We start from the raw sequence: 23663 nt of genomic DNA on the forward strand, positions 1-23663 counted from the left end.
AGGTTAACTTTGAAAAAGTTATTGCTAACCCTTGTGGTTTTAAGCACGGTTTCGTTGTTTGTTGGGGTGGCAGATATGACGCCCCAACAATTGTTTTCTGGCGATGCAAAAGCGTTAGAGCTTTTTTTCACTAGCCGTATTCCTCGTTTGTTCGCGATTTTGCTTGCTGGGGCAGGGCTGAGTATCGCTGGTCTTGTGATGCAGCAGATCAGCCAAAACCGTTTTGCCGCGCCTTCGACAACGGGAACAATTGAGTGTGCCATGTTGGGCTACGTAATGAGCGTGGTGTTCTTTGGCGATGGTGATCATCTTTGGTTGGTGTTTGGTATCTCCGTGCTCGGAACGCTTACGTTTGTGCATTTCATCCAACGTATCCAATTCAAAAGTGTGGTGTTTGTACCGCTCGTCGGGATCATTTTCGGTAACGTTATTGAATCGATGACCACGTTCATCGCCTACAAGTACGATGCGCTCCAAAGTTTGAGTGCTTGGTCGGTCGCGAACTTCGCCAACATTTTGCGGGGGGATTTTGAACTGCTCTACATTGCGGTTCCGATGGTGATTCTCAGTTACTTGTTTGCCGCAAGAATCTCTGCGGTCGGTATTGGTAAAGACTTTGCCGTGAACTTGGGTTTGAACTATCAGCAAGTGGTTACTATTGGCGTGCTGTTGGTGTCCATCATGTCCGCAAGTGTGGTGATGATAGTTGGTCAGCTGCCGTTTCTTGGCCTTATTGTGCCGAACCTCGTCAGTCATTTTTACGGTGATAACCTGAAGAAAAACATTCCTTTAACTGCCATGTATGGTGCCATGTTGGTACTAGGCTGTGATTTGGTGAGTCGTTTGATCATCTTCCCTCATGAAATGCCAATTTCCATTGTGATCAGCATTTTAGGTGGCATGGTATTCATTGCGATGTTGCTAAGAGGTAAGCAGCATGCGTGATTCAACCAAAATCGTTTTGCTTGGTGTTATCGCTCTGGTGTTTGCCTTTTTGTTTATCGGCATTGGCTTGAACGCAGACAACTACCAGTACTTTCTTTCGCGACGCGTACCCAAAGTGTTGGCGATTGTATTAGCTGGCGTGGCGATTGCTCAGTCATCTATGGTGTTTCAAACCATTACGCATAACCGAATATTGACGCCAAGCATTATGGGCTTTGATGCTTTGTACGTGCTCACGCAAGTGTTGATCGTATTGTTGTTTGGTGGGTTGAGCACATTAGTGTTGAATATCTACGTCAACTTCACCATCGCGGCATGCATCATGGTGGCGTTTTCACTGCTTTTGTTTGGCTTCTATTTCTCCAAAGGCAGCCGAAATTTGATCACCTTATTGTTGGTCGGTTTGATATTTGGTCAGCTATTTTCCAATGTTGCGTCTTTTTTCTCGCTATTGATGGATCCCAATACGTTCGCTTTCGTGCAGTCCAAACTGTATGCAAGCTTTAACAACGTAAAGGTTAATCTCGTGTACTTCAGTGCGCCGATGTTGATACTGGCTTGCTGGTTATTGTTTCGTATGCATCGCACATTGGATGTGTTCTGGTTAGATCAAGACAACGCAAAAAGCTTGGGTGTTGATGTGCCGAAAGTGACGCGCAACGTCTTCATCCTTTCTGCGGTTTTGATTGCAATTTCTACCGCTTTGGTTGGCCCAATTATGTTCTTTGGTTTGCTTGTGACCAACTTGAGCCGCGAGATGTTTCATTCCTATCAACATAAAACATTGTTGATAGGCTGTTCGCTGTTGGCCATTAGCTCCTTGCTTTCAGGGCAGTGGATCATTGAAAACGTATTTAATTTTGAGACAACGCTAAGCGTGGTCATTAACTTCCTTGGCGGCATTTATTTCTTGTATCTGCTGTTGAAAAACAAAGTCGTATAAACATGATAGTCATAGAGAAACTAACCAAAGCATTTGGTTCGAGTAAAGTCGTTGATAGCGCGGATACTCAGTTCGAAAAAGGCAAAGTCACGTCGATCATTGGCCCAAATGGAGCAGGCAAGAGTACCTTACTCTCCATGGCTTCTCGCCTAACAGAGCGAGACGGTGGTAGCGTCATCATCGACTGTAAAGAGATCGCTGAGTGGGATACCAAAGAGCTGGCGAAAAAGCTTGCTGTGCTTCGCCAAGCGAACTCAATCACGATGCGATTTACCGTGAAAGAGCTGGTCTCTTTTGGTCGGTTTCCTTATTCAAAAGGCAATCTTACCAAAGACGATCATGCGGTCATTGCACAAGCCATTGATTACTTAGACCTGCAAGACATTCAAGATAAATACTTGGATGAGTTGAGTGGTGGTCAGCGCCAGTTGGCGTTTATCGCCATGGTGATTGCTCAGGATACGGACTACGTTTTCTTAGATGAACCGCTGAACAACTTGGATATCAAGCATTCATTGCAGATCATGAAGGTGATTCAAAGGCTTGCTCATGACATGAACAAAGCAATGGTGGTTGTGATTCACGATATCAACTTTGCAGCCTGTTATTCCGATGTCATTCTGGCGCTTAAACAAGGTAAAGTGGTGGCAAGTGGCGCGGTTGAAGAGGTGATTCAGGCAACAACATTGGAAGACATCTACGAAACACCATTTAACATCATTGAGTTAAATGGCAAGCGCATGTGCACTTACCATTAATCTGAACCAACTTGTTGCCTTTAACGAACTGCAATAGATAGGCGAGCTTACTTAGTGAGCTCGTCTATGATTGGACAGCGACTTTTTGCATCGCCAGGACAAGCCGATACCCAACCTTCCAACTGTTTTTTGATTTCCATCAGGTGAGCAATTTTCTCTTCTACTTCGCGCAGTTTATCCATCGTTCTTTCTTTCACTTCGCTGCTTTTACGGTTTGGATTATGCGCAAGCTGGACGAACTCTTTACATTCTTGAAGTGAAAATCCTGCGTTTTTTGCTCGTGAAACTAAGTTAAGTTCTTGAATATGATTATCTGAATACTCGCGATAGCCAGAATCACTGCGTGCTGGTGGAGAGATGATCCCTTTGTCTTCATACAAACGAATCGACTTTGATGACAGTCCAGTTAGCTTCGCGACAGCGCCAATATTCATGTTTAACCTCCACATTCGAGATAACGCCGATGCCGTTAATTGTCGTTGTGTATCAGCGCGTTAAACATATTGGTTTCTACGCAGCGTTTGATTTGCAACCCGATGGCATTGGCTTGATGTTTAACGCGAGTATATACCCATGTCGCTGACGATATATACCCCCAAAGAACCTAAGTAGGCTGGATAGACGCATTGTTGAGCGTTCCCGTCACTCTTTTACGATCTCATGGGGCGGCACACCGAACACTTTTTTAAACGCATTAGTGAAATTAGAAGGATGGTGATAGCCCGCTTCGTACGCGGCTTCAGTGATCGACACTAAACCACGCTCCAAATGTAATCTTGCGATCTCAAGACGACGATAACGGATATAACCATTCACCGTCATATTGAGTGACTGTTTAAAGCGGCGTTGTAGGTTAGACACACTCATCGAGAATACCTCTGCAATGTGTTCGAGGCTCAACTCTTGTTCAAGGTGCGTTTCGATATAGCTGACAATGTTTTCCACGCGTGAATCACTATGACGTTCGGTGATTTTATCTCGGTAACTGTTGGTGTTTTGAGGGCAAAAATCCTGTGGCATTTGTTGTGTTGCGTGAAACAGAATTTGATAAATCAAACTTTCGATTTCGAGCTTGTCTTGGAAACGATGTGGTGTATCCCGGTTGGTGAGTTCGGTGGCAAGAATAGTTAACGCCTGATTAAGCTCTAGGTGGTAAAAGGCTTGGTGCGTTTCAAAGAAGGCAGTACTGCAACACGATTCTTCCGTACGGGACTCTAACCATTGCGGCTTTACAAGAATATTAATCTTGTTGATCTGATTGTTTTCAATAAGCGAACGACGAAAGTTCGCTGGATGAATGAGATTTACCACCACGCCTTGAGGCGTATCACTGGCATCGAGGTCGAACTGTAGATCGTCGTAGCCGAAAGAGAGTTTTCCTTCGAGAAGAATGGTGATCAACAACGAAGCGTGCGCGGTAGAGACGATATTGGAGTCAACCAATTCAATGCAGCGCCCACCATGCACATAAATCTGGTCATTGTACTGATAAGACAAAAATTTCCCTTCGGCCAGTTGGGTCTGGCATGGTTGCCCTTGCGTCACAATAAACTGTTTTTCCGTGGCTTCCAGTTTTTGGGTCATGGCTATTTTGCCAAGTTTAGTTCGTTTGGCGGTGACTTCCTGCATTTGACGTTTCCTCATAACACTTGTGCGATTTCGCATAACTGAATCGCCTTTGTATTTATAAAACACCTGCTTATTATACCTGAGAATTATTATCATTAATATTTAGGAATGCACTTATGGAAAGCCCAGCTTGCTCATCAATCAAGCTTTCAAGCCTTTGCCTTGCAGTGGGAATGGCATTGGCAAATCCCGTTTTAGCTCAAGAATCTGACTCCCATTTCGAAGAAGTCGTGGTATGGGGAACGAAAGTTTCCAGCAATACCGAATCGATGTTTGCGGACGATATGTCATTAAAGCAGGCCGATCATATGTCGGATCTGCTGCGTGATATTCCGGGCGTTGATGTGGGTGGCACTCACTCAGTCAACCAGCGCATCACGATTCGCGGCTTGGGTGAGACTGACTTGGATATCCGTCTGGATGGCGCGTCACAACACGCGAGTATGTTCCACCACATCGGTAACTTGACGCTGAACCCCGATATTCTAAAGTCGGCAGATATCCAAGTGGGTAACAACTCAGTGACGCAAAATGGGTTGGGTGGTTCGGTGTATTTTGAAACCAAAGATGCACGCGATTTGCTTCGTTACGATGAAACTTTTGGCGCGCGTGTATACGGTGGTTTTGCATCTAACGACAATCAACAAGGCTCATTAACGTTATACGGTTTGCTGTCAGAAAACGTAGACGCAATGGTTTACGGTCACTACGTGACGCGTGACGATTTCAAAGATGGAAACGGCGACAAGACGTTCGGCTCGGCAGGGGACGTTTACAACATTCTTGCGAAGCTTGGTTACGAGTTTAATGACATTCACCGTTTCGAACTTTCCTACGATATGTACCGTGACAGCGGCGATTACAGTCCGCGTCCTGATATGGCAGGTAGCGCAAACAATGGCTTGTCGAGCAAGTTGCTGATCCCAACGGATTACGATCGCGATACCGTCACGCTCAGTTACGAGCTAAGAGGGGAGCAGCACCAAGGTAACGTGACGCTTTACAACACCGAAACCGAAATCAAACGTGATGAAACGGTTATGGCACCGCGTTGGCCTTCGAACCGCTTGTCAAAGAACACGGCTAAGAACCAAAACCTCGGCTTAAATGCGAAATTCCAATCGGATTTTGCTCTCGCTCAGTTTGATAACCGAGTGACTTATGGCTTTGACTACATGGATAAGACGTCATCTAGTTACTACGGCAGTAGTAAGTTTATGGATGAATCGGCTGTTTCAACGGCGCTGTTTGTTGAAGATCAGTTCTTCTTTTCGGATGCCTTCTTTATTACTGCGGGTCTGCGTTTTGATGATTACAAACGTAAAGCGGAAACAGGCACAAGCAATTTTGATGACGTGACTTGGGCATTGGCTGCAGAGTGGGCGGTGACACAAGACTGGACGCTGTTTGCGAGCTCGCGTTCCCTGTTTAAGGGCCCAGAGTTGATGGAAACGTTCATCGCGTATCAAGACGTTGCGTACCTCGATGAAGGCATGAAGGCGGAAACGGGCCAAAACACCCAAGGTGGTCTGCGTTTCAACAAGACGTTAGATAAACACTTCTTCGGAGCCAATGTGACGGTTTTCCAAACAAATATTGATGATTACATTGCTGATAAATACCAAGATGCGACTCAAACCTACCTGATTTACAACATCGGTGACGTTGAGATCAAAGGCTTTGAAGCCAGTGCGTCCTACGGGTATGACAAATTCAACAGTAAGCTTTCTTACTCGCAGTCTGATACCAAAAACAAGAACACTGGTGGCCCAGTCGCAGGTGGAAATGGTCGCAGTATCGACATGGGTGACAGCATTGCTTTAACGCTGGATTACCAATCTGATTCGCTAGAAACCATCTTTGGTTGGACATCCATGTTTGTACTTGAAGAAGACAATGTGTTTGATGGTCAGCCTGCTAAAGATAGCTACGATGTGCATAATCTGTACGCTCAGTGGGTGCCGTCAAACGTTGATGGTTTATCGGTAACGTTCGGTATCGATAATGTCTTCGATGAGGTTTACACATCACATGCATCACGTTCGGGCACGGTACGCGGCTTCACGCTAGATGATTACGAACCAGGTCGCAACTTCAAGCTTTCAGCGGCTTACCAATTCTAAAACCTATTCATAAGGCTCTCGAAAGAGGGCCTTTTTACACGAATAAGCAAAGTGACATTATGATCAAAGAAACGACCCAGATTGAAAGTGAACACGCGAGCAAATACTTAGTGACGCTATGCCGACATTTTGCACGTAAAGTGCCTGCAACGTGGGATGAACAAAGTGGCTTGGTAACATTCCCTGCTGGAAAGGCAGAATTCAGTTTAAATGGGCTCTGCCTCATTATTGCGTGTGAAGCGGATTCTGAAAAGCAGTTGGAGCAAGTGAAGGGCATTATCGAATCGCATGTCGAAATGTTTTCACGTAGAGAGACGCTCGAGCTTGATTGGATTCGATAAAAACGAATTTTAGACAATAAAAAAGCCCGCAGTGTATGACTTGCGGGCCTTTCAAAATACGAGTTTTATTGGGCTTTTTCAGGCTCTAGGCTTTTTTTTTCCTGCTGCATTTTAGCTAGGAAGTACACGTTAACACATGCAATAAAGCCGTTTGTTAGCACTACTGGCCACGAATCAATCATCAGTCCGTAAGCAGTGAACAGTGCACAGCCGATAAAGTTAAGGATACGAAGCTTAACAATATCTTTCATAGTTAGCGAAATTGCGACCATGATTGAAGCTGCGTAGCCTAAAATCTCAACCATATTCATTTCCATTATTTGACCCTCTTTAAATCTGCCGAATTTGTCGGTACCAATTCTTCTCATCTTGAGATTAGCGAGGAAGCTCCATGCCTCGAATGGTCTTTATTTTTGTATTGGCCGTACTATATCAATGGAAAAACCGTGATGAAAGCCTCAAATCAAGGTTAAGAGAAGGTTAGCGATTACGCAAACGTTTAGGGAGAAAATTACTGATAACTTTACTTATTATGTTGATTGATAATAACGATGGGATTGATAGCTCAAACGCAGTTGAATACATGGGCATATTATCCTAATATTGCAAATGAGAATTATTTTTATTTGTGTCGTTTTTATGATGTATTTTTCTGTTAGTTTAGTTGTTTTATGCGCTGTTGCGCTTCGGACAAAACCTAATTCATGGTGTGTAGGTTTGCACATGGCTTTACACATGATGTTAGCCCTGTTTTTCCAACCTATTTATCTCGTTCAGTATCTAATTGTGACGTTCTTTTCTTCTCCCTTACTAATAAAGTTATCAACTCGCTCAAGTCTCTACAGTATTTTGTTTGCGTTTTTACCGCTTTTGATCGCAACTGGCAGTATCGCTTTTAGTTAAGTGACTTTGATAACTCCGTTTTTTATCAGACCGACTACACTTGTTTAGAAATAAGTGACGCATTTCATATAATTAATTGATATTGCGCCGCTAGGATATGTGTCCCATTTTTGTGACAGATAGTAACTTTCACTTGTTTTGGGATGTGGAACGCAATAAGTCGATTGTTTAATGAGTTGATAGTTAGTTTAATCAACCAACGATGTGCAAAACACCACATATATTCAACTAAAAACTATGCAATAGGTTAATGGGAAACGTTGGCCATTAGCGGAGGTCAGATGAGTACGCAAACCGTGCCGCAAAATGCGATTGTAAATGCTGTCAAAGGGGAAGTTTTGGTATTGGATCTTACAGGTAAGATCCGAGTGGTAAGCGCCGGAGATGCGTTAAATACAGGGGATGTCATTGTCACAGAAAACAATGCGTCTTTGGATGTTCTAATCAATAACGAGCTCTATCTTGTCGACCAAAACTGTGTCGCGTGTCTTCCCGAGCCTTCATCAGAACAACCGGAAACTTTGGTTCAAACCCCGGTTGATGGCCAAATTGCTTTCGACCCGACGGCGATTGATAGTGCTAATTTTGACGCAAATGATGTTGCTGCTATCCAACAAGCGATTTTGGAAGGTGCCGACCCGACGGCAATTCTTGAAGCAACGGCCGCTGGTGGCGATGCGTCTGGTTCGGCAAATGCTGGCTATGTGACGGTTGAATACAACAACCCAGAAATGCTTGCCTCGACGTTTTTCGAAACCTCTGCAACACGCACTGGCGTGCAAGATCGCGAAGAAACCGATGACATTAACGTCACCATTTTTGCTGATGGTGGACAATCTCTTGAATCGGAAGTAACCGAAGGTTCGATTTCCCTTACGACTTATCCTCAATCTATTGCAACCAGCATCTCCGTTGAGGCGGGGGATCTCCCGCTTGACCCTAGCTCATTTGTCCCATCTGCTGCTTCACTAGAGTCGCTACTGGCCGAATTGAACACCGATATTCAATCTGGTGGTAAAGCTGTCGAGTTCTCATACGACGAAGCGCAAAATGCCATCATTGGTGTTCAAGATGGCAATGAAGTCCTACGTATTGAAATTGAAGCGACTTCGCTAGGTCGTGATATCGAGTTGGAGGTGACGACCACCATAAGCCAAGGCATTGACCATGTTGCGTCTGTAGATGACGGGCTGGTGTCGATTGTTGGTGACCGCATCAGTATTGAGTTTGAGATGACGGGTACCGATATTGGTGGTAACAGCATTCGTACGCCAATTGATTTTGTCACGACGATTATCGATGGTGATAATCCAGCGCCGCAAGACATCTCGTTTGAGAATGAAGAATCTTCATCGACGCCAATTACGGGGACGTTTGTCGAAATTGGCAGTGACCAGTTGGCTTCAGTCACTTTTAATCAGGAAAGTTTGTCGCAATTTGATGGTTTGTTAACTGATAACCAAGCGACGGTTGCGACCTTGTCTGAAGATGGCAGTAACATCACGTTAACCGTAGCTGGTACGGGAGAGGTGGTATTAAGCATCACGTTAAACACCGACGGCACGTACCAATTTGAACAGTTCAAACCGCTTGAGCAGACGAATGATAGCGATACGATAGCGCTTTCTCTTCCAACGACGATCGTGGATTTCGACCAAGATACGGTCAGCAATACCTTTGTGATTACAATTGCTGATGGCGATAACCCAGTCATTAACAATGTCACAAGCTTGTCTTTGGATGAGTCTGGCGTCGAGCAAGGTTCTCTACAGGGCATCGCGATTACTAGCGGTACCGGATCGATTTCGGCAGCCGCAGGCAGCGATATTATTGATCACTTCGAAGTAGAACCAACGGAATTTAATGTCTCTGGCGAGTTGCAATCGCAAGGGCAAAATGTACTTCTTGAACTCACTTCTGATGTCAACGGCGTTCGTACTTACGAAGGTTATATTGAGCTTGATGGTGTGCGCATTACGGTATTCGACATCAGTATCGACTCTCCGTCTCAAGGCGAATATCAGTTCAACCTCTATGAACAGCTGGATCATACTGGCGCAAACGACGAATCGTTAACGTTCACCATTCCAGTTTATGCCGTTGATGCCGACGGAGACCGCTCTTCTTTGACGCTCGGTTCGAACGATGCCAAAGCCGCAGAAATCGTTATAGAAGTTAAAGATGATGCGCCTTCTATTGATGGTGTAGAAGCTTTAACGGTGGATGAAGACGACCTTGCGAGCATCGGCTCGGATCAAAATGATTCTGTTTCGGTTGACGGCAAGTTCACCACGACAGAAGGTTCCGACCGAGTGGTGAGTTATCAACTCGACGCATCGACCAATCCAATTGATGGCTTGACTTCACATGGTGAAGCCGTTGAGCTGGTAGAAACCGCAAATGCCGACGGCAGCTTCACTTACACCGCGACAGCAAACGGCAACTCAGTATTTACGCTAGTGGTGAATGTTGATGGTTCATACAACTTTACGTTAGAAGGCACAATCGATCACGCTAGTGGCAGTGATGCGTTAACACTGAGTTTCCCTATTACAGCGACGGATTTTGATGGCGATACCAGCACCATGGTTTTGCCTGTCACAATTCAAGATGACGTTCCTACGATTGAGAATGTCGAGCCTCTCACTGTAGATGAAAATGACCTAATTTCGAATGGTGGACAATCAAACGCACTGTTGGTTGAAGGGCAGTTCACGACCACGCAAGGCTCAGATGGTGTGGTTCAGTACCAGCTTGAAACAGGTTCAGACCCGCTCAACGGTTTGACCTCCAACGGTCAAGTTATCACGTTGGCCGAAGTCAGTAATGCCGACGGCAGCTTTACCTACATGGCGACGGCAAACGGCAATCCGGTATTTACGTTACAGGTAAACAGTGACGGTAGTTACTCGTTTGAACTACAAGGGGCTGTTGATCATGCTCCAAATAGTGACACCTTAACGTTGGACTTTTCCATCATTGCGACGGATTTTGATGGCGACACGAGCAAAATTACGTTGCCAGTCACGATCGTTGACTCATTGCCTGTTGTAACGGATTTTGAAGCGATCAGTGTTGATGAAGACGATCTGGCTGGTATCGGTTCTGACCAAAACGACCCAGTTTCAATTGATGGCCAGTTTACGACCACTGAAGGTGCAGACAGAGTCGTGAGTTACCAGCTTGACTCGAATGCGACACCTGTTGATGGATTAACCTCACAAGGCGTAGCCGTCACAATGACGGAAACGGCTAATTCTGATGGCAGCTTCACCTATACGGCAACAGCAGGGACAAATCCGGTTTTCACATTAACCGTCAATCCAGACGGCAGCTACAACTTTACCCTTGAAGGCGCGATTGACCATGCAGCAAACAGCGACAGCTTAACGCTCAACTTCCCGATCACAGTGACCGATTTTGATGGAGACACGACTTCCGCCGTTATTCCTGTCACTATTACCGATGACCAACCGACTATCACAAATGTTGAAGCCATCAGTGTTGATGAAGACGACTTGGCGAACATCGGTTCGGACCAAAATGATTCACTTACGATTGATGGTCAGTTCACGACAACGCAAGGTTCTGACCGTGTGGTTAGTTACCAGTTAGATACCTCTGTAGATGTGGTTGCAGGGCTCACCTCACAAGGCAATCCAGTGACGTTGATAGAGACTGCAAATCCTGATGGCAGCTTCAGCTACGTTGCGACAGCAGATGGCAACCCTGTCTTTACGTTGGTCGTGAAAACGGATGGCAGTTATAACTTCACACTGGAAGGCCCAATCGATCACGCTATTAATAGCGATGAGCTAACGCTGAACTTCCCAATAATTGCGACTGACTTTGATGGCGATACAACTTCTGCCACCATCCCAGTGACTATCGTCGACGATAAACCAGTCATCACGAATGTGGATGCAATCCAAGTTGATGAAGATGACTTGACGGGGATTGGCTCAGACCAAAATGATGCACTTTCCATCAACGGCCAATTTGCAACAACGCAAGGTTCTGATGGTGTCGTTAGTTATCAATTGGATGCTTCTGCCGACCCTGTCGCAGGGCTGACGTCTCAAGGCGTCGCGGTAACGATGACTGAAACGGCCAACCCAGACGGCAGTTTTACTTATCAAGCCACCGCAGGTGGTAACGCGGTCTTTACCTTGATTGTTAACGTAGATGGTTCTTATAACTTTACGCTAGAAGGCCCACTCGACCATGCCAATGGTAGTGACGAACTGACGCTGAACTTCCTAATCATTGCAACGGACTTTGATGGTGACACCAGCTCCGCGGTGATCCCAGTGACCATCGTAGATGACCAACCAACTATCACAAACGTCGATTCTATTACGGTTGATGAAGACGATTTATCGGGAGTTGGTTCTGCTCAAGATGGTGTCGTTTCTATTGACGGTAAATTCACCACAACAGAAGGCTCTGATCGAGTGGTGAGCTATCAACTTGATTCCTCGACGGATCCTGTTGCTGGCCTTACCTCACATGGCCAAGCGGTTGTACTCGTAGAAACGGCAAATGCTGACGGCAGTTTCACTTACAGTGCGACGGCAGATGGCAATCCAGTATTTACGTTGATAGTGAACGCTGATGGCTCTTACAACTTCACGTTGGAAGGCCCAATCGATCACGCTATTAATAGCGACGAGCTAACGCTGAACTTCCCAATCATCGCAACGGACTTTGATGGTGACACCAGCTCTGCGGTGCTCCCAGTGACTATCTTCGATGACCAACCGACCATCACAAACGTCGATGCCATTACAGTGGATGAAGACGATCTGTCAAACACAGGCTCAGACCAAAACGACGCAGTTTCTATTGATGGCAAGTTCACCACAACGGAAGGTTCTGACCGAGTGGTGAGCTATCAACTCGACGGCTCGACGAACCCTGTAGCAGGATTAACGTCGCACGGCGAAGTTGTTGATTTGGTTGAAACAGCGAATGCCGATGGCAGCTTCACTTACACTGCGACCGCCAACGGCAACCCAGTATTTACGTTGGTGGTGAACACCGATGGATCATACAACTTTACGTTGGAAGGCCCAATCGATCACGCGACTGGTAGTGATGAACTGACGCTGAATTTTCCAATCATCGCGACCGACTTTGATGGCGATACGTCATCGGCAACCATCCCTGTAACCATTGTTGATGACCAGCCAACAATTAACAATGTTCAAGCGATCACCGTTGATGAAGATGACCTCGCGCAGATTGGCTCGGCTCAAGACGGTTCTGTATCGATTGATGGGCACTTCACCACCAATCAAGGTTCTGATGGTGTAGTGAGTTACCAATTGGATGCCAGTGCGATGCCTGTTGATGGGCTTACTTCGCAAGGTGTTGCGGTGACATTGAGTGAAACGGCAAATCCAGATGGTAGTTTCACTTATACGGCAACCGCAGGAACCAATCCTGTCTTTACGTTAACTGTGAATCCAGATGGCAGCTACAACTTTACACTCGAAGGCCCAATTGACCATGCGAGTAACAGTGACGAACAGACGCTTAACTTCCCAATCATCGCGACGGATTTTGATGGTGACACCACTTCTGCCACGATTCCTGTGACCATTGTTGATGACCAACCAGTGATCACAAATGTTGCGCCAATTACGGTCGATGAAGATGACTTGATCAACATTGGTTCTGATCAAAAAGAAGCGCTTTCCATAGACGGTAAGTTCACTACGACTCAAGGCTCGGATAGTGTCGTCAGTTATCAGCTCGATACGAGTGCGATGCCTGTTGATGGGCTTACTTCGCAAGGCATTGCCGTAACCATGACTGAAACTGCAAACTCAGATGGCAGTTTTACTTACACAGCCACCGCGGGTGCGAATGCTGTGTTTACGCTCGTTGTAAAACCGGATGGCAGTTATAATTTTACTCTTGAAAGGACACTTGACCATCCAATCGGTGCAGATGAGCTAACGCTGAATTTCCCTATTATCGCGACCGATTTTGATGGCGACACCACGAGCGCGACTATTCCAGTCACGATTGTTGATGATCGACCAACAATCGATGGTATCGACGCAAACAGCGTACTCACAGTAGACGAAGATGATTTGCCAACCGTGGGTTCTGATGGCAATGAACCAACGAGTATTATTGGTAAGTTTGTCGCGACAGAAGGTGCGGACCATATCGTCGAGTACCATATCGTTGACTTGAACACGCCAGTTCAAGGCTTAACGTCTGGTGGGCAATCACTGACTCTCGTTGAAGTTTCTAATTCGGGTGGCGTATCCGTTTATGAAGCCGTTATTGATGGAACAACAACACCTGCTTTTCGAGTGACGTTGGATGTTTCTGATGGCAGCTACAAGTTTGAACTACTTGAGCCACTCGATCATCCAACCGCGAATGGTCAAAACGACATCGTCATCAACCTTCCTATCGCAGCGACGGATTTTGATGGTGATGTTTCGAATACTCTCACGTTGCCGATCACTGTTGTGGATGACGTACCAACCATCGACGGTTTGGCTCAGGGTAGTGAACAGACCGTCGATGAAGACGACCTACCGCAGGGTACTGACCGTACTCAAGACACCATCATCGGTGGTACCTTCGATGTAACAGAAGGGGCAGACCAAGTCACCTCGATTCAACTGAGTGATTTGACGACGCCAGTTAGTGCATTAATGTCTGGCGGAGAGGCAATCACCTTAGTCTTAACGTCCAGTACTGGCGGGGTGAATGTTTATCAAGGTATCACGGTTAATTCTCAAGAAGTGGTGTTTGAGTTAGCTCTGAATGCGTCAAATAGCTCCTATGAGTTTGATCTTAGAAAACCACTTGATCATCCTGATGGCAATCAGCAAAACAATATTATAATCGAACTGCCAATCACCGTGACTGACGGTGATGGCGATGTATCACCAGTGTTCACGTTACCGATTACGGTGGTAGACGATGTACCCGTGGTAACGAATATAGACAGTTTACAAGTGCATGAAGATGATTTGCCGCTGGGCTCAGACGAGACCAAGGAGCCTCTAACGGTTTCTGGTCAGTTTGAAGTGACCAGCGCGGATGGTATCGACTCATTTGTTCTGGATCTCAATTCCAATCTACTGCCTGCACTTACTTCTGGCGGCGAGAGCATCGCGATTACTCAAGACGCTACAGCGTCAACGAGTGATGCTTTGGTTTATGTCGGAAAAACCGCTGGTGGCGACACCATTTTCACGCTGACATTGCATCAAGACGGACGCTACGATTTTGAATTGTCTGGCGCGCTCGATCATGCGACGAATTCTGATGACCTGACCATCAATCTGCCAATTGTGATTACCGACGGCGATAACGACTCCGTTAACGCGACGTTGCCAGTCACTATTTTGGATGATAAGCCGACGATTGAAGCTATTCGTCCAGGAAGTCACTTGTCCATTGATGAAGATGACATTCCGAACAAAGGGTCGGATGGTCAAGGTGATCATATTATCGGCGGACATTTTGATGTCGTTGACGGTGCAGATTCTATCGTTAGTTTCCAATTGGAGGATCTTGTCTCACCTGTTGCTGGGTTAACGTCAGCAGGTCAGCCACTAGAGCTTGTTGAATACTCAAACTCGAATGGCGTGATTGAGTACCGTGCGTACGTGCAAGGCACTACCGATATCGTGTTTAAACTTACGTTAAATGCTGGAGATGATAGGTATCAATTTGAATTACTTGCTCAGCTTGACCATCCAAATGGCAATGGTGAAAACGAGCTAGTGATTGATTTCCCTGTGAATGCCACGGATTTTGATGGTGATGTGTCGAACACGATTAGTTTGCCAATTACCGTTGTTGATGATGTGCCGTCTATCACTGAGGTGGATAACAGTAGCCAGTTGACGATTGACGAAGATGATTTACCTGCTGGCTCTGATACTTCTGGCTTACGAGTGTTAGATGGACACTTTAACGTTGTTGCTGGCGCTGATGAAATCGTCAGTTATCACGTTTCTGACTTAGCTGGCGCGGTTGCTGGTTTGCAGTCAAATGGTCAAGATGTGGAACTAAGACTGGTATCTGAAGCCGACGGTGTAAGCACCTATGAAGCGGTGATTGTTGGCACGAACACGCAGATTTTCACCCTAACGTTGGATGCAAAAGACAATAGCTACCAATTTGAGTTAGTGGGCCCTGTGGATCATCCTGCTGGCGCGGGCGAAAACAGTCTAACGTTAGATATTCCTATTTCTGTTACTGACTTCGATGGTGATACATCTGCATCTGTGAACTTGCCAATCACCATCGTGGATGACGTGCCGGAAATCAAAACGGCGACGCCGTTGTTCTTAGATGAAGATGACTTGCCTTCAGGCTCAGAGCTGAGCAAAGACAGCCTAGAGGCAAGCGGCAGCTTTGATAGCGTAGAAGGTGCGGATACGATAGTTTCTTACCAGTTAGATTTGTCTGGTAACCCAATCAGCGGGGTAACGTCAGGCGGACAAGCGGTCACGCTCGTACAAACTGGTGTGAATAACAACAACTACACTTACCAAGGTCAAACGCCAGATGGAAAGTCGGTATTTACTCTGGTGTTAAATGCTGACGGAACATACAAATTCACGCTAGAAGGCGTACTGGATCATGGTGTTCAGGGCGAAGATTTACTGACGCTCAATCTGCCTGTTTTTGCGACGGATGTGGATGGTGATACCGCTGGTATCAATCTTCCTGTGACGATCACAGATGATGTTCCAACGATTTACGATAGTTCCATCACTCGTGTTGAAGGGCAGGGAACGCGTACCGTTCAACTGTTCCAAGACCCTGTAGAAGGCGACTTAAATTATGGTGCAGATGGCAGTGAGCTGACCTCATTTAGCGCAGACGATTCAGGTATCTATTTCAAACAGAATGGAATAGATATGACAACCGTTGATCTTAACGGCAGCAATCAAACGGTTTTTGTACATAAAACCCTAAACGGCGTTGACACTGAAATTGGGCGTTTGATTGTTCGAACTGATGGCTCTATTAGCTTTAGACCAAATGACGATCTTGATCATACCGATGCGGCTTCAATCGATTTCACGGTTCATGTTACGGCTACCGATGGTGACGGAGATACGAGTACCGCCGATCTCGACATCTCCGTGACAGACAGAAATGCACAAATCGATACCTCATCGGTGTTGTCTTTCGAAGATAAAGGCCGTGACGGTTCTATCCTTGGTACTGAGAATGCCAATACGCAAGATAACTTATCTGGTCTAGATACTACGCCAGCGAAAGTCGATCTAGTGATTAACTTGCACGACCTCGATAGAAATGAAAGCCTAGGCGACATCACGATTCGCGATGCGAGCACGCACAACGGCACGTTCTATTATCGAAATGCCAATGGTGAGTACATTGAACTTACTCCAGTCAATGGCTCTGTTGTGTTGGACGGTTCGAATGTCATTCAATCATTCAATGGTGAGTTCGTTACGCTTGAGAACCTCTATTTTGTGCCTGACCGCCATTTTGCGACAGGCGATAGTGGCATAGATCCACGCATCCGAGTTGAGATCCTTAATAACGGTGTGTCTGACCACATCATCAATGGCAGGCTCAACATTCAAGTGGAAAGCGTTGCAGACATCGCGACTTGGACGGCAAACAGTACCTTTAACTACACGGTTGATGAAGATGGTAACAACGTTTCTCTGAACATCAGCGCGCAAACACAAGATAGCAGTAAGCCAGAAAGCATCGTGTACGAACTTGTCTTTACCCAAGGTGAGGGCAACGCAACGCTAGTTTACTCAGATGGCAGTGCCATCGCGCAAACGGGTGGGGTATACCTTGTTGATGCAAGTCGAATTGGCGATGTTCAAGTCGATCCAATTGATAACTTCTCGGGTGAAATAAAAATTGATGTCACTGCGATCACCACGGAGAGCGTGAATCCACTGACAGGTAAAGAAACGGCTCGCTCAGAAACGGAAACCATCGTCATTGATGTCACTCCGGTCGCTGATGCTGGCAGCTTTACCGTTAATCGCATCAATATTTTCGAGGATAACGCTCGCACTCAAGATACGGTCGATCCGGTTACTGACCACGATCCACTTCAATTAAGCGAAGTGATTTCAATGAAACCATCCGCGGATATGGATGGTTCAGAAGAGCTGTTTGTTCGCATCTCGAATTTCTCTATCGACGGCGTGACGCTTGTTTGGCTCGATGGCGCGAATCCTTCACAGATTGTTGAAGTGACGGATGGCAACGGCAATGTGCTGTATTACGAAATTCCTGAGTCACAGCTGACGAATGTAGAAGTGCTACCACCACTGCACAGTAACGACGATTTCACCTTCAACGTAGAAGGCATCGTAAAAGACAACGCATCGCTTTCAACAGGTTCTGCGCAAGATGTACTTTCACTCGGGAACAAAACCGTCATTGTTGATGTGAAAGGCGTAGCGGATATTCCAATCGTTGAACTCAATGATAAGTCAGGTATTTGGCAAGAGTTTGATGATGGTAACGTACGTGGCGTTCAAACATTTGTGGATGAAAATGGCCAAGTTGATATTTCGTTCAGCATTCTTTCTGGAGAGTTCAAAGACAACCCGAACGATCATTCTGAAACGGTAACGGTACTACTTTCCAACATTCCTGATGGCGTTGAGATATTTGATAATGATGGCAACTCGGTCGATTTAACGTTCGTTGGGTACGATGGCAATAACCAGCCAATCTATGAAGCGAATATTACGCAAGCAAACATCAACTCGGGCATTGTGATTAAACCGGAAGCATCGTCTACCGAGAATATTCACATCACAGCCACCACGATCGTTACTGAAAACGATGGTCATACGCGTACCTCAACTGGGGAAATTCGTGTGATTGTTGGCCCTGTGATTGACGCAAGAAATAACTATACAGTGGTTTCGGAAGGTGACGAAGATACGCGCTTCAACATCGACTGGAAACCAACGACCAGCCAAAGTCCAGATGCCGATGAGTTCTTCTCAGAAGTGACGATTTCTGGCTTCCCTCCGAGTTGTACCGTGTTCGTGGATGGTGTAGCGCAAACGCTCGTCGCTGGTACGTTAACATTAACACCGCAAGCCAATGAATCGGAGCAAGACTTCTCTGCTCGCGTTACGCAGAGTGGTTATGTTCAAGTTGAGTTGGAACAAGATTCCAGTACCGACTTTGATTTGAGCACAACGTTGACTGTGAAAGAGATTGACCATGAGTACGTTGATGCGGCAAATCCAGGACAAGGGATTGCAGAAGCGGTGATTACTGGTTCGGTTCACGTTCAAGTGAATCCGGTTGTTGAGCCGGAAGATACCTCTGGTGCGATAGGCGATCAAACGCGCTTGTTGGTCACAGAAAGTAATGGTACTGCGATAGACGTTGTTAAATCGGATGCGCAAGGTGCAATCGACTTTACAATCAACACCTCTGCGGGCGGTCAAGCTGGTGCAAACATCATTAAATACCAAGAGTTTGATGCTTCTTCGGATGAGGTGGTGACTGAACTGGTTGTTCAGTTACACACGACCGATCCTGCCATCCTTAACCAGCTAGTCATTATTGGAGCACTGAATGAAGGTGACGGCCGTTGGACGATCCTTGATGAGGAGAATTTCTGCATCAAAGCGCCATCTGGCCTTGATTTGACGCCTAACGACGATACTGACAATGGTGATAACGGCGGTTTATCGCAAATTGGTTTGACGATTTACGCGCGTGTGAATGACTTAGGTGAAGATTCGGTTGAAAAAGACGCAACTGAAATAAGACAAACGGACGTGGTGTTGGAGTTCCCAACGGTTCTTACCCCGCAAACCAGTGTCGCGGCCGAAATTGACGTGACCGATGACGTACAAATTGAAGGCTCAGAAGACAACTTTGTCGACCTTGGTGCTCAGCTTACTTCCAAGATTGATGTGATCAATCCTGATGGTGTGGAAGACGTATTGACCATCGTCATTGACCCATCTTCACCTGGTATTCCGCCGGACCTAATCATTACCGGTACGGACGTTGATTTCATTAACGGCAAATACGTATTCCAAGCGGATATCGACGCAAGCGGAAACATTGTTGGCCTTGAAGGCTTAACGATGCGCGTGGCTGAAGATTATGCTGGCGACTTCGTTTTGCCAGTGAGATTTGTGACTAAAGATACGGGCTCTGCAGATGAAAAATCGTCCACAGAACTGATTCCGGTGCAAATTCTGCCAGTTGCTGACGTGCCAAGCTCGGCAGGCGACCAGCCGTTGGATCGCAACATCACGCCAGATGTCACAGTCGATATTACTGGAACACTTGGTCTTGATGCGAACAAGCAGCCTGTTGATGATCTCAATAACGATGTTCCAACCGCTGATGGTGTTGGTTATGAAGATGGATTAATTCAGCTTAATTTGAACGTCGATTTTGCAGATGGCTTCAACAACACATTAGGCGGTAGAGAAACGTTAACCAACATCAAGTTGACGCTTGATGACACGACACAGGGTGAGTTTGTCGATAGCAATGGCAATAGTTTGGGCACGAGTATCGAATTTAATGAAGCCGATATTTTAGCGGGAGCGTTGGATAACGTTCTGTTCAAACCGAGTGAAAACTACCCGGTTGGTGGTGGTCAAAATACGGTGAAAATTAACATCGAAGGCGAAATCACAGACGTTGCCGTGTTTGACCAATCGACATTGATCAATCCGGGCGATAACGTAGATGTACGCACCTTTACCGACGACGTGACATTTGAAGTCACGCCTGTCGTGGATGACATTGTAATTACGGGAACCGATCCAAGTCAGCCTATCGTCGTGACGGGTGATGAAGATACGTTGATTTCACTCAACCAGTCAGGTACTGGCGTTACGATCAGTCTGACCGACGATGATGGCTCTGAAAGCTTTGTTTCACTTAAGCTGACAGGCATTCCGAATGACTTTGTTGTTGAGTCTAATTCATCCGATTACATTGTGAAAAACGCAGGCAATGGCGAGTGGAGCGTTCAAGTTAAAGACTTGACGCAAACTTCCATCGACTTGAGTGATATTCAAATTAAGCCGCCAAAACACTTTAGTGGTGAGGTTGAAATCGGTATCTCTGTCTTCATTCAAGAAGAACTGTTGAAAGTGCCTACCGAGCGAAACAGCAACTTTACGTTAGTCGTTAACCCGATTGGCGACGACGTGGATGTTAACCCTGATACCCAAGTCTCAGGCAACGAAGGCGAAGACATTACCATCAACGTGAATGCGCTGGTGGTGGATAACAAAGAGTCGATTGGCGACGGTGCAAATTATCAAGAGAATGATCCAGAAACACTGAGGGTTGAGATTTCAAACGTACCAGATGGTGCGAGCTTGTCACTTCCAGATGGAACGACATTTGTTGATCAAGGTAGTGGTGTTTTTGTCCTTGAAATCAATGCTCAAGACCTAGATCAAATCGTCTTTAACTCTGGTGATAGAAACGACAATTCTTGGGCTGGCTCGCTTCATTTTAAAGTGCAAGCGGTCGATACCGGCCTAGACGGCAGCCAAAGCTTGGGTAATGCGGAAGTGTTTGATGTGTCTGTCGATGTTACAGCGGTAAACGACAGACCTGACTTCGTTAATGTTGTCGATGTGGAAACACCTGAAGACAACGCCTTATTGCTAAATAGCTTCGGTATCTCTGATGTCGATGCGGTACTTGATAATCCGAATGCAGAGTATGTTCTTAATGTAGCGGTAGATAGCGGGTATCTCGCATTGAACGCTAACGTTATCTCGAAATATGGTTTGACGGTTCAGGGTGACGGTACAGGAGCAGTTGAGCTAAAAGGTTCAGTCGCAGATCTCAACGCCGCCATTGCAGAAGGATTGATTGAGTTCAACCCTGATCTCAACTTCTTCGGCGATGTTACTGTGAACATTACAGTCGATGACCAAGGTAACGAAGGCATTGTTATTAGTGGTGTTGATGACACTTTAAACACCAACAGCAGCAGTTTTGTGATTGATGTTACAGCCGTGAACGATGCGCCTGAAACGTCGCCAGTTACCTTGACCAGTATTGGTGAAGACAGTGGTGTATTTGCAATTTCTGCATCAGATTTGCTTGTGAATGCCACTGATGTGGAAAACGACAACTTGACGGTGAGTAACGTTCAACTTGTGGACCCTAGTTCTGGCTCTTTGGCGTTTAACTCAGCCACAGGGAATTGGGAATTTACGCCAGCGCCAGGTTACAACGGCCCTGTCGAGCTGACTTACGATATTACGGACGATGGCACAACAAATGGTGTATCCGATCCTAAGACGGTATCGGGTTCTGCATCTTTTGAAGTGTTCGATGTAAACGATGCGCCTCAAACATCGGAAGTGACGCTTTCTTCGATAGAAGAAGACAGCGGCGCTGTGAGTATTACTGCCTCGGAGCTATTGGCAAACGCGACCGATCCGGAAAACGATAACTTGGCGGTCAGTAATGTCACGCTTGCGGATCCATCAGCGGGAACGATCACGCAGATTAGCGCGACGGAATGGCGCTTTGAACCATCAGTAAACTTCAACGGCGACGTGAGTTTTGTCTATGACATTACTGATGATGGCACAACCAATGGAGCACCGGATCCAATCACAATCAGTGGCTCTGCGGTCATGAACGTTCAAGCGGTTAATGATGCTCCAGAGATTGATGGCTCATTAGTAACCAGCACGATCTTCGAATCGGCAGGTCAAAAAATATCAGGCATTACGATAGCGGATGTGGATTTCACTGGTATCCATGAGAACGAGATCATGACGATTTCGCTCAGCACGAGTGAAGGTGATGTCAGTGTTATCGCGCCATCTGGCAGTGGTGTGACGCAAGGTGTTGGTTTAGCGGGTGAAACCGTGTTGATGGGGACGTTGTCCCAACTTAATGCGGTGTTGACTTCGACAGATCAAAATGTCGGTGTTTTTGTCGATGCAAGTGACGTGAACAGTTCAGCTATTTCATTGACGGTTACAGCGGACGATAATGGAATTTACTACGAGAATTCCACAGGAACGTCGCTGCAAGCCACCGAAACGTTTGATATCAACGTGACACCTGTGGCAGACAAACCGACGCTTGCCTTTGACGCGAACTTTAATTACATCCAGCGCATTACTGCTAGCCAAAGTGCGAGTTTTCAGGGCGTAGCGTTAGTCGGCATTATTGCTGCACTGACGGATTTGGATGAAGTCTTAGCGTTAGAGGTGACAGGCGTTCCAAGAGGCGCAACGCTAACGAGTGATGCAACCACATCGAGCATCAGTTTTGATAGCGCGACTTCGACTTGGACAGTGCCTGCTGATGAAATTGATACGCTTCACATCGATAACGTGCGCCAAGGTGATCACGATATCACGCTGACTGCGGTTTCAACGGAATCGAATGGCGATCAAGCGTTCTCAGACCCAATCGATATCAGCATCAATGTTACGTCCAACAACCGTGACATCGATGTTTCTTCTGAAACGGAAGATAATCTGTTACTTGGTAGTGATCGCGGAATTTCCCTCATCGGCGGGGCGGGTGATGACCGCATTATTGGTGGTGACGGCGATGATATTCTTATCGGTGGTCTGGGTTCAGACATCCTAACGGGTGGCGGTGGTAACGATATCTTTAAATGGACTCAAGATACCGTTGACGAAGGTGCAGTGGATACCATCACCGACTTTACGCTTAATGAAGACACGATCGATCTTAAAGACGTGATTGCGGATTTAAATGACCCAATGGCAGGAATTGATGAGTTACTTGCACATATTCAAGCGGACTACGATGCCACGACAGATAATGTCTCTTTGAGCATTACTACTGATGCGAACGTTCATCAGACCATTGTGGTTGAGAACTTAGGTCAGGCAATAGACTTTAATGGATTAAGCTCAAACGAGATTGTTGAATCGCTTCTTAATCGAGGTGTTATTGATAACGGATAAAGTGACTTGAGAAATGAAAAGTGCGGCGGTTAGATTTGACCGCTGCGCTTATTAGC

At 46.2% G+C, this 23663-nt stretch carries 9 protein-coding genes; 6 read left to right on the top strand and 3 right to left on the bottom strand.

All coding sequences use genetic code 11. The features are described 5' to 3' along the window. The first annotated feature begins 9 nt into the window (after window positions 1–9). From vctD to vctC, 3 genes are read left to right on the top strand one after another with little or no spacing between them, the layout of a single operon-like run. Entirely contained in the window at window positions 10–945 is a 936-nt protein-coding gene (gene vctD / locus ACF8OV_RS20115; RefSeq protein ID WP_029833924.1) for an iron chelate uptake ABC transporter permease subunit VctD, read from the top strand. Then, entirely contained in the window at window positions 938–1888 is a 951-nt protein-coding gene (gene vctG, locus ACF8OV_RS20120; protein WP_005482136.1) for an iron chelate uptake ABC transporter permease subunit VctG, read from the top strand. The genes vctD and vctG overlap by 8 nt, the downstream gene beginning before the upstream one ends. A 2-nt stretch (window positions 1889–1890) precedes the next feature. Then, window positions 1891–2646, top strand: a complete 756-nt coding sequence (gene vctC / locus ACF8OV_RS20125; RefSeq protein WP_015313103.1) for an iron chelate ABC transporter ATP-binding protein VctC — start codon at window positions 1891–1893, stop codon at window positions 2644–2646. A 47-nt stretch (window positions 2647–2693) separates the two neighbouring features. Here the strand turns inward: vctC and cueR are convergent, their stop codons facing one another. Beyond that, the gene (cueR, locus tag ACF8OV_RS20130; RefSeq protein WP_005486235.1) at window positions 2694–3080 is read right to left on the bottom strand and encodes a Cu(I)-responsive transcriptional regulator; all 387 of its coding nucleotides are present in this window, start codon (window positions 3078–3080) and stop codon (window positions 2694–2696) included. A 208-nt stretch (window positions 3081–3288) separates the two neighbouring features. Further along, window positions 3289–4275 (bottom strand): helix-turn-helix domain-containing protein, encoded by a 987-nt coding sequence (locus ACF8OV_RS20135; protein WP_203503228.1) that lies wholly within the window; start codon window positions 4273–4275, stop codon window positions 3289–3291. A gap of 116 nt (window positions 4276–4391) precedes the next feature. Between ACF8OV_RS20135 and ACF8OV_RS20140 the strand changes: the two genes are divergently transcribed. Together ACF8OV_RS20140 and ACF8OV_RS20145 are read left to right on the top strand one after the other, a co-directional pair. Next, window positions 4392–6398 (top strand): TonB-dependent siderophore receptor, encoded by a 2007-nt coding sequence (locus ACF8OV_RS20140; protein ID WP_203503225.1) that lies wholly within the window; start codon window positions 4392–4394, stop codon window positions 6396–6398. Window positions 6399–6457: 59 nt separating this feature from the next. Beyond that, window positions 6458–6739 (top strand): DUF2218 domain-containing protein, encoded by a 282-nt coding sequence (locus ACF8OV_RS20145; protein WP_005482124.1) that lies wholly within the window; start codon window positions 6458–6460, stop codon window positions 6737–6739. 65 nt (window positions 6740–6804) lie between these two features. Here the strand turns inward: ACF8OV_RS20145 and ACF8OV_RS20150 are convergent, their stop codons facing one another. Next, window positions 6805–7056, bottom strand: a complete 252-nt coding sequence (locus ACF8OV_RS20150; protein ID WP_005454365.1) for a YgjV family protein — start codon at window positions 7054–7056, stop codon at window positions 6805–6807. Window positions 7057–7923: 867 nt separating this feature from the next. On the opposite strand from ACF8OV_RS20150, the gene ACF8OV_RS20155 reads away from it, so the two are divergent. Next, window positions 7924–23607 (top strand): retention module-containing protein, encoded by a 15684-nt coding sequence (locus tag ACF8OV_RS20155; RefSeq protein WP_317676211.1) that lies wholly within the window; start codon window positions 7924–7926, stop codon window positions 23605–23607. Window positions 23608–23663 lie beyond the last annotated feature (56 nt).

It is taken from the genome of Vibrio sp. GLN_1, assembly GCF_043106015.1.
In the GTDB taxonomy this organism is placed as follows: Bacteria; Pseudomonadota; Gammaproteobacteria; order Enterobacterales; family Vibrionaceae; genus Vibrio; species Vibrio parahaemolyticus.

What these genes read in the sequence shown, in the direction of transcription:
- vctG (WP_005482136.1), top strand. Translation starts at nt 938, where the DNA reads ATGCGTGATTCAACCAAAATCGTTTTGCTTGGTGTTATCGCTCTGGTG.
- vctC (WP_015313103.1), top strand. Translation starts at nt 1,891, where the DNA reads ATGATAGTCATAGAGAAACTAACCAAAGCATTTGGTTCGAGTAAAGTC.
- cueR (WP_005486235.1), bottom strand. Translation starts at nt 3,080, where the DNA reads ATGAATATTGGCGCTGTCGCGAAGCTAACTGGACTGTCATCAAAGTCG.
- ACF8OV_RS20135 (WP_203503228.1), bottom strand. Translation starts at nt 4,275, where the DNA reads ATGCAGGAAGTCACCGCCAAACGAACTAAACTTGGCAAAATAGCCATG.
- ACF8OV_RS20140 (WP_203503225.1), top strand. Translation starts at nt 4,392, where the DNA reads ATGGAAAGCCCAGCTTGCTCATCAATCAAGCTTTCAAGCCTTTGCCTT.
- ACF8OV_RS20145 (WP_005482124.1), top strand. Translation starts at nt 6,458, where the DNA reads ATGATCAAAGAAACGACCCAGATTGAAAGTGAACACGCGAGCAAATAC.
- ACF8OV_RS20150 (WP_005454365.1), bottom strand. Translation starts at nt 7,056, where the DNA reads ATGGAAATGAATATGGTTGAGATTTTAGGCTACGCAGCTTCAATCATG.
- ACF8OV_RS20155 (WP_317676211.1), top strand. Translation starts at nt 7,924, where the DNA reads ATGAGTACGCAAACCGTGCCGCAAAATGCGATTGTAAATGCTGTCAAA.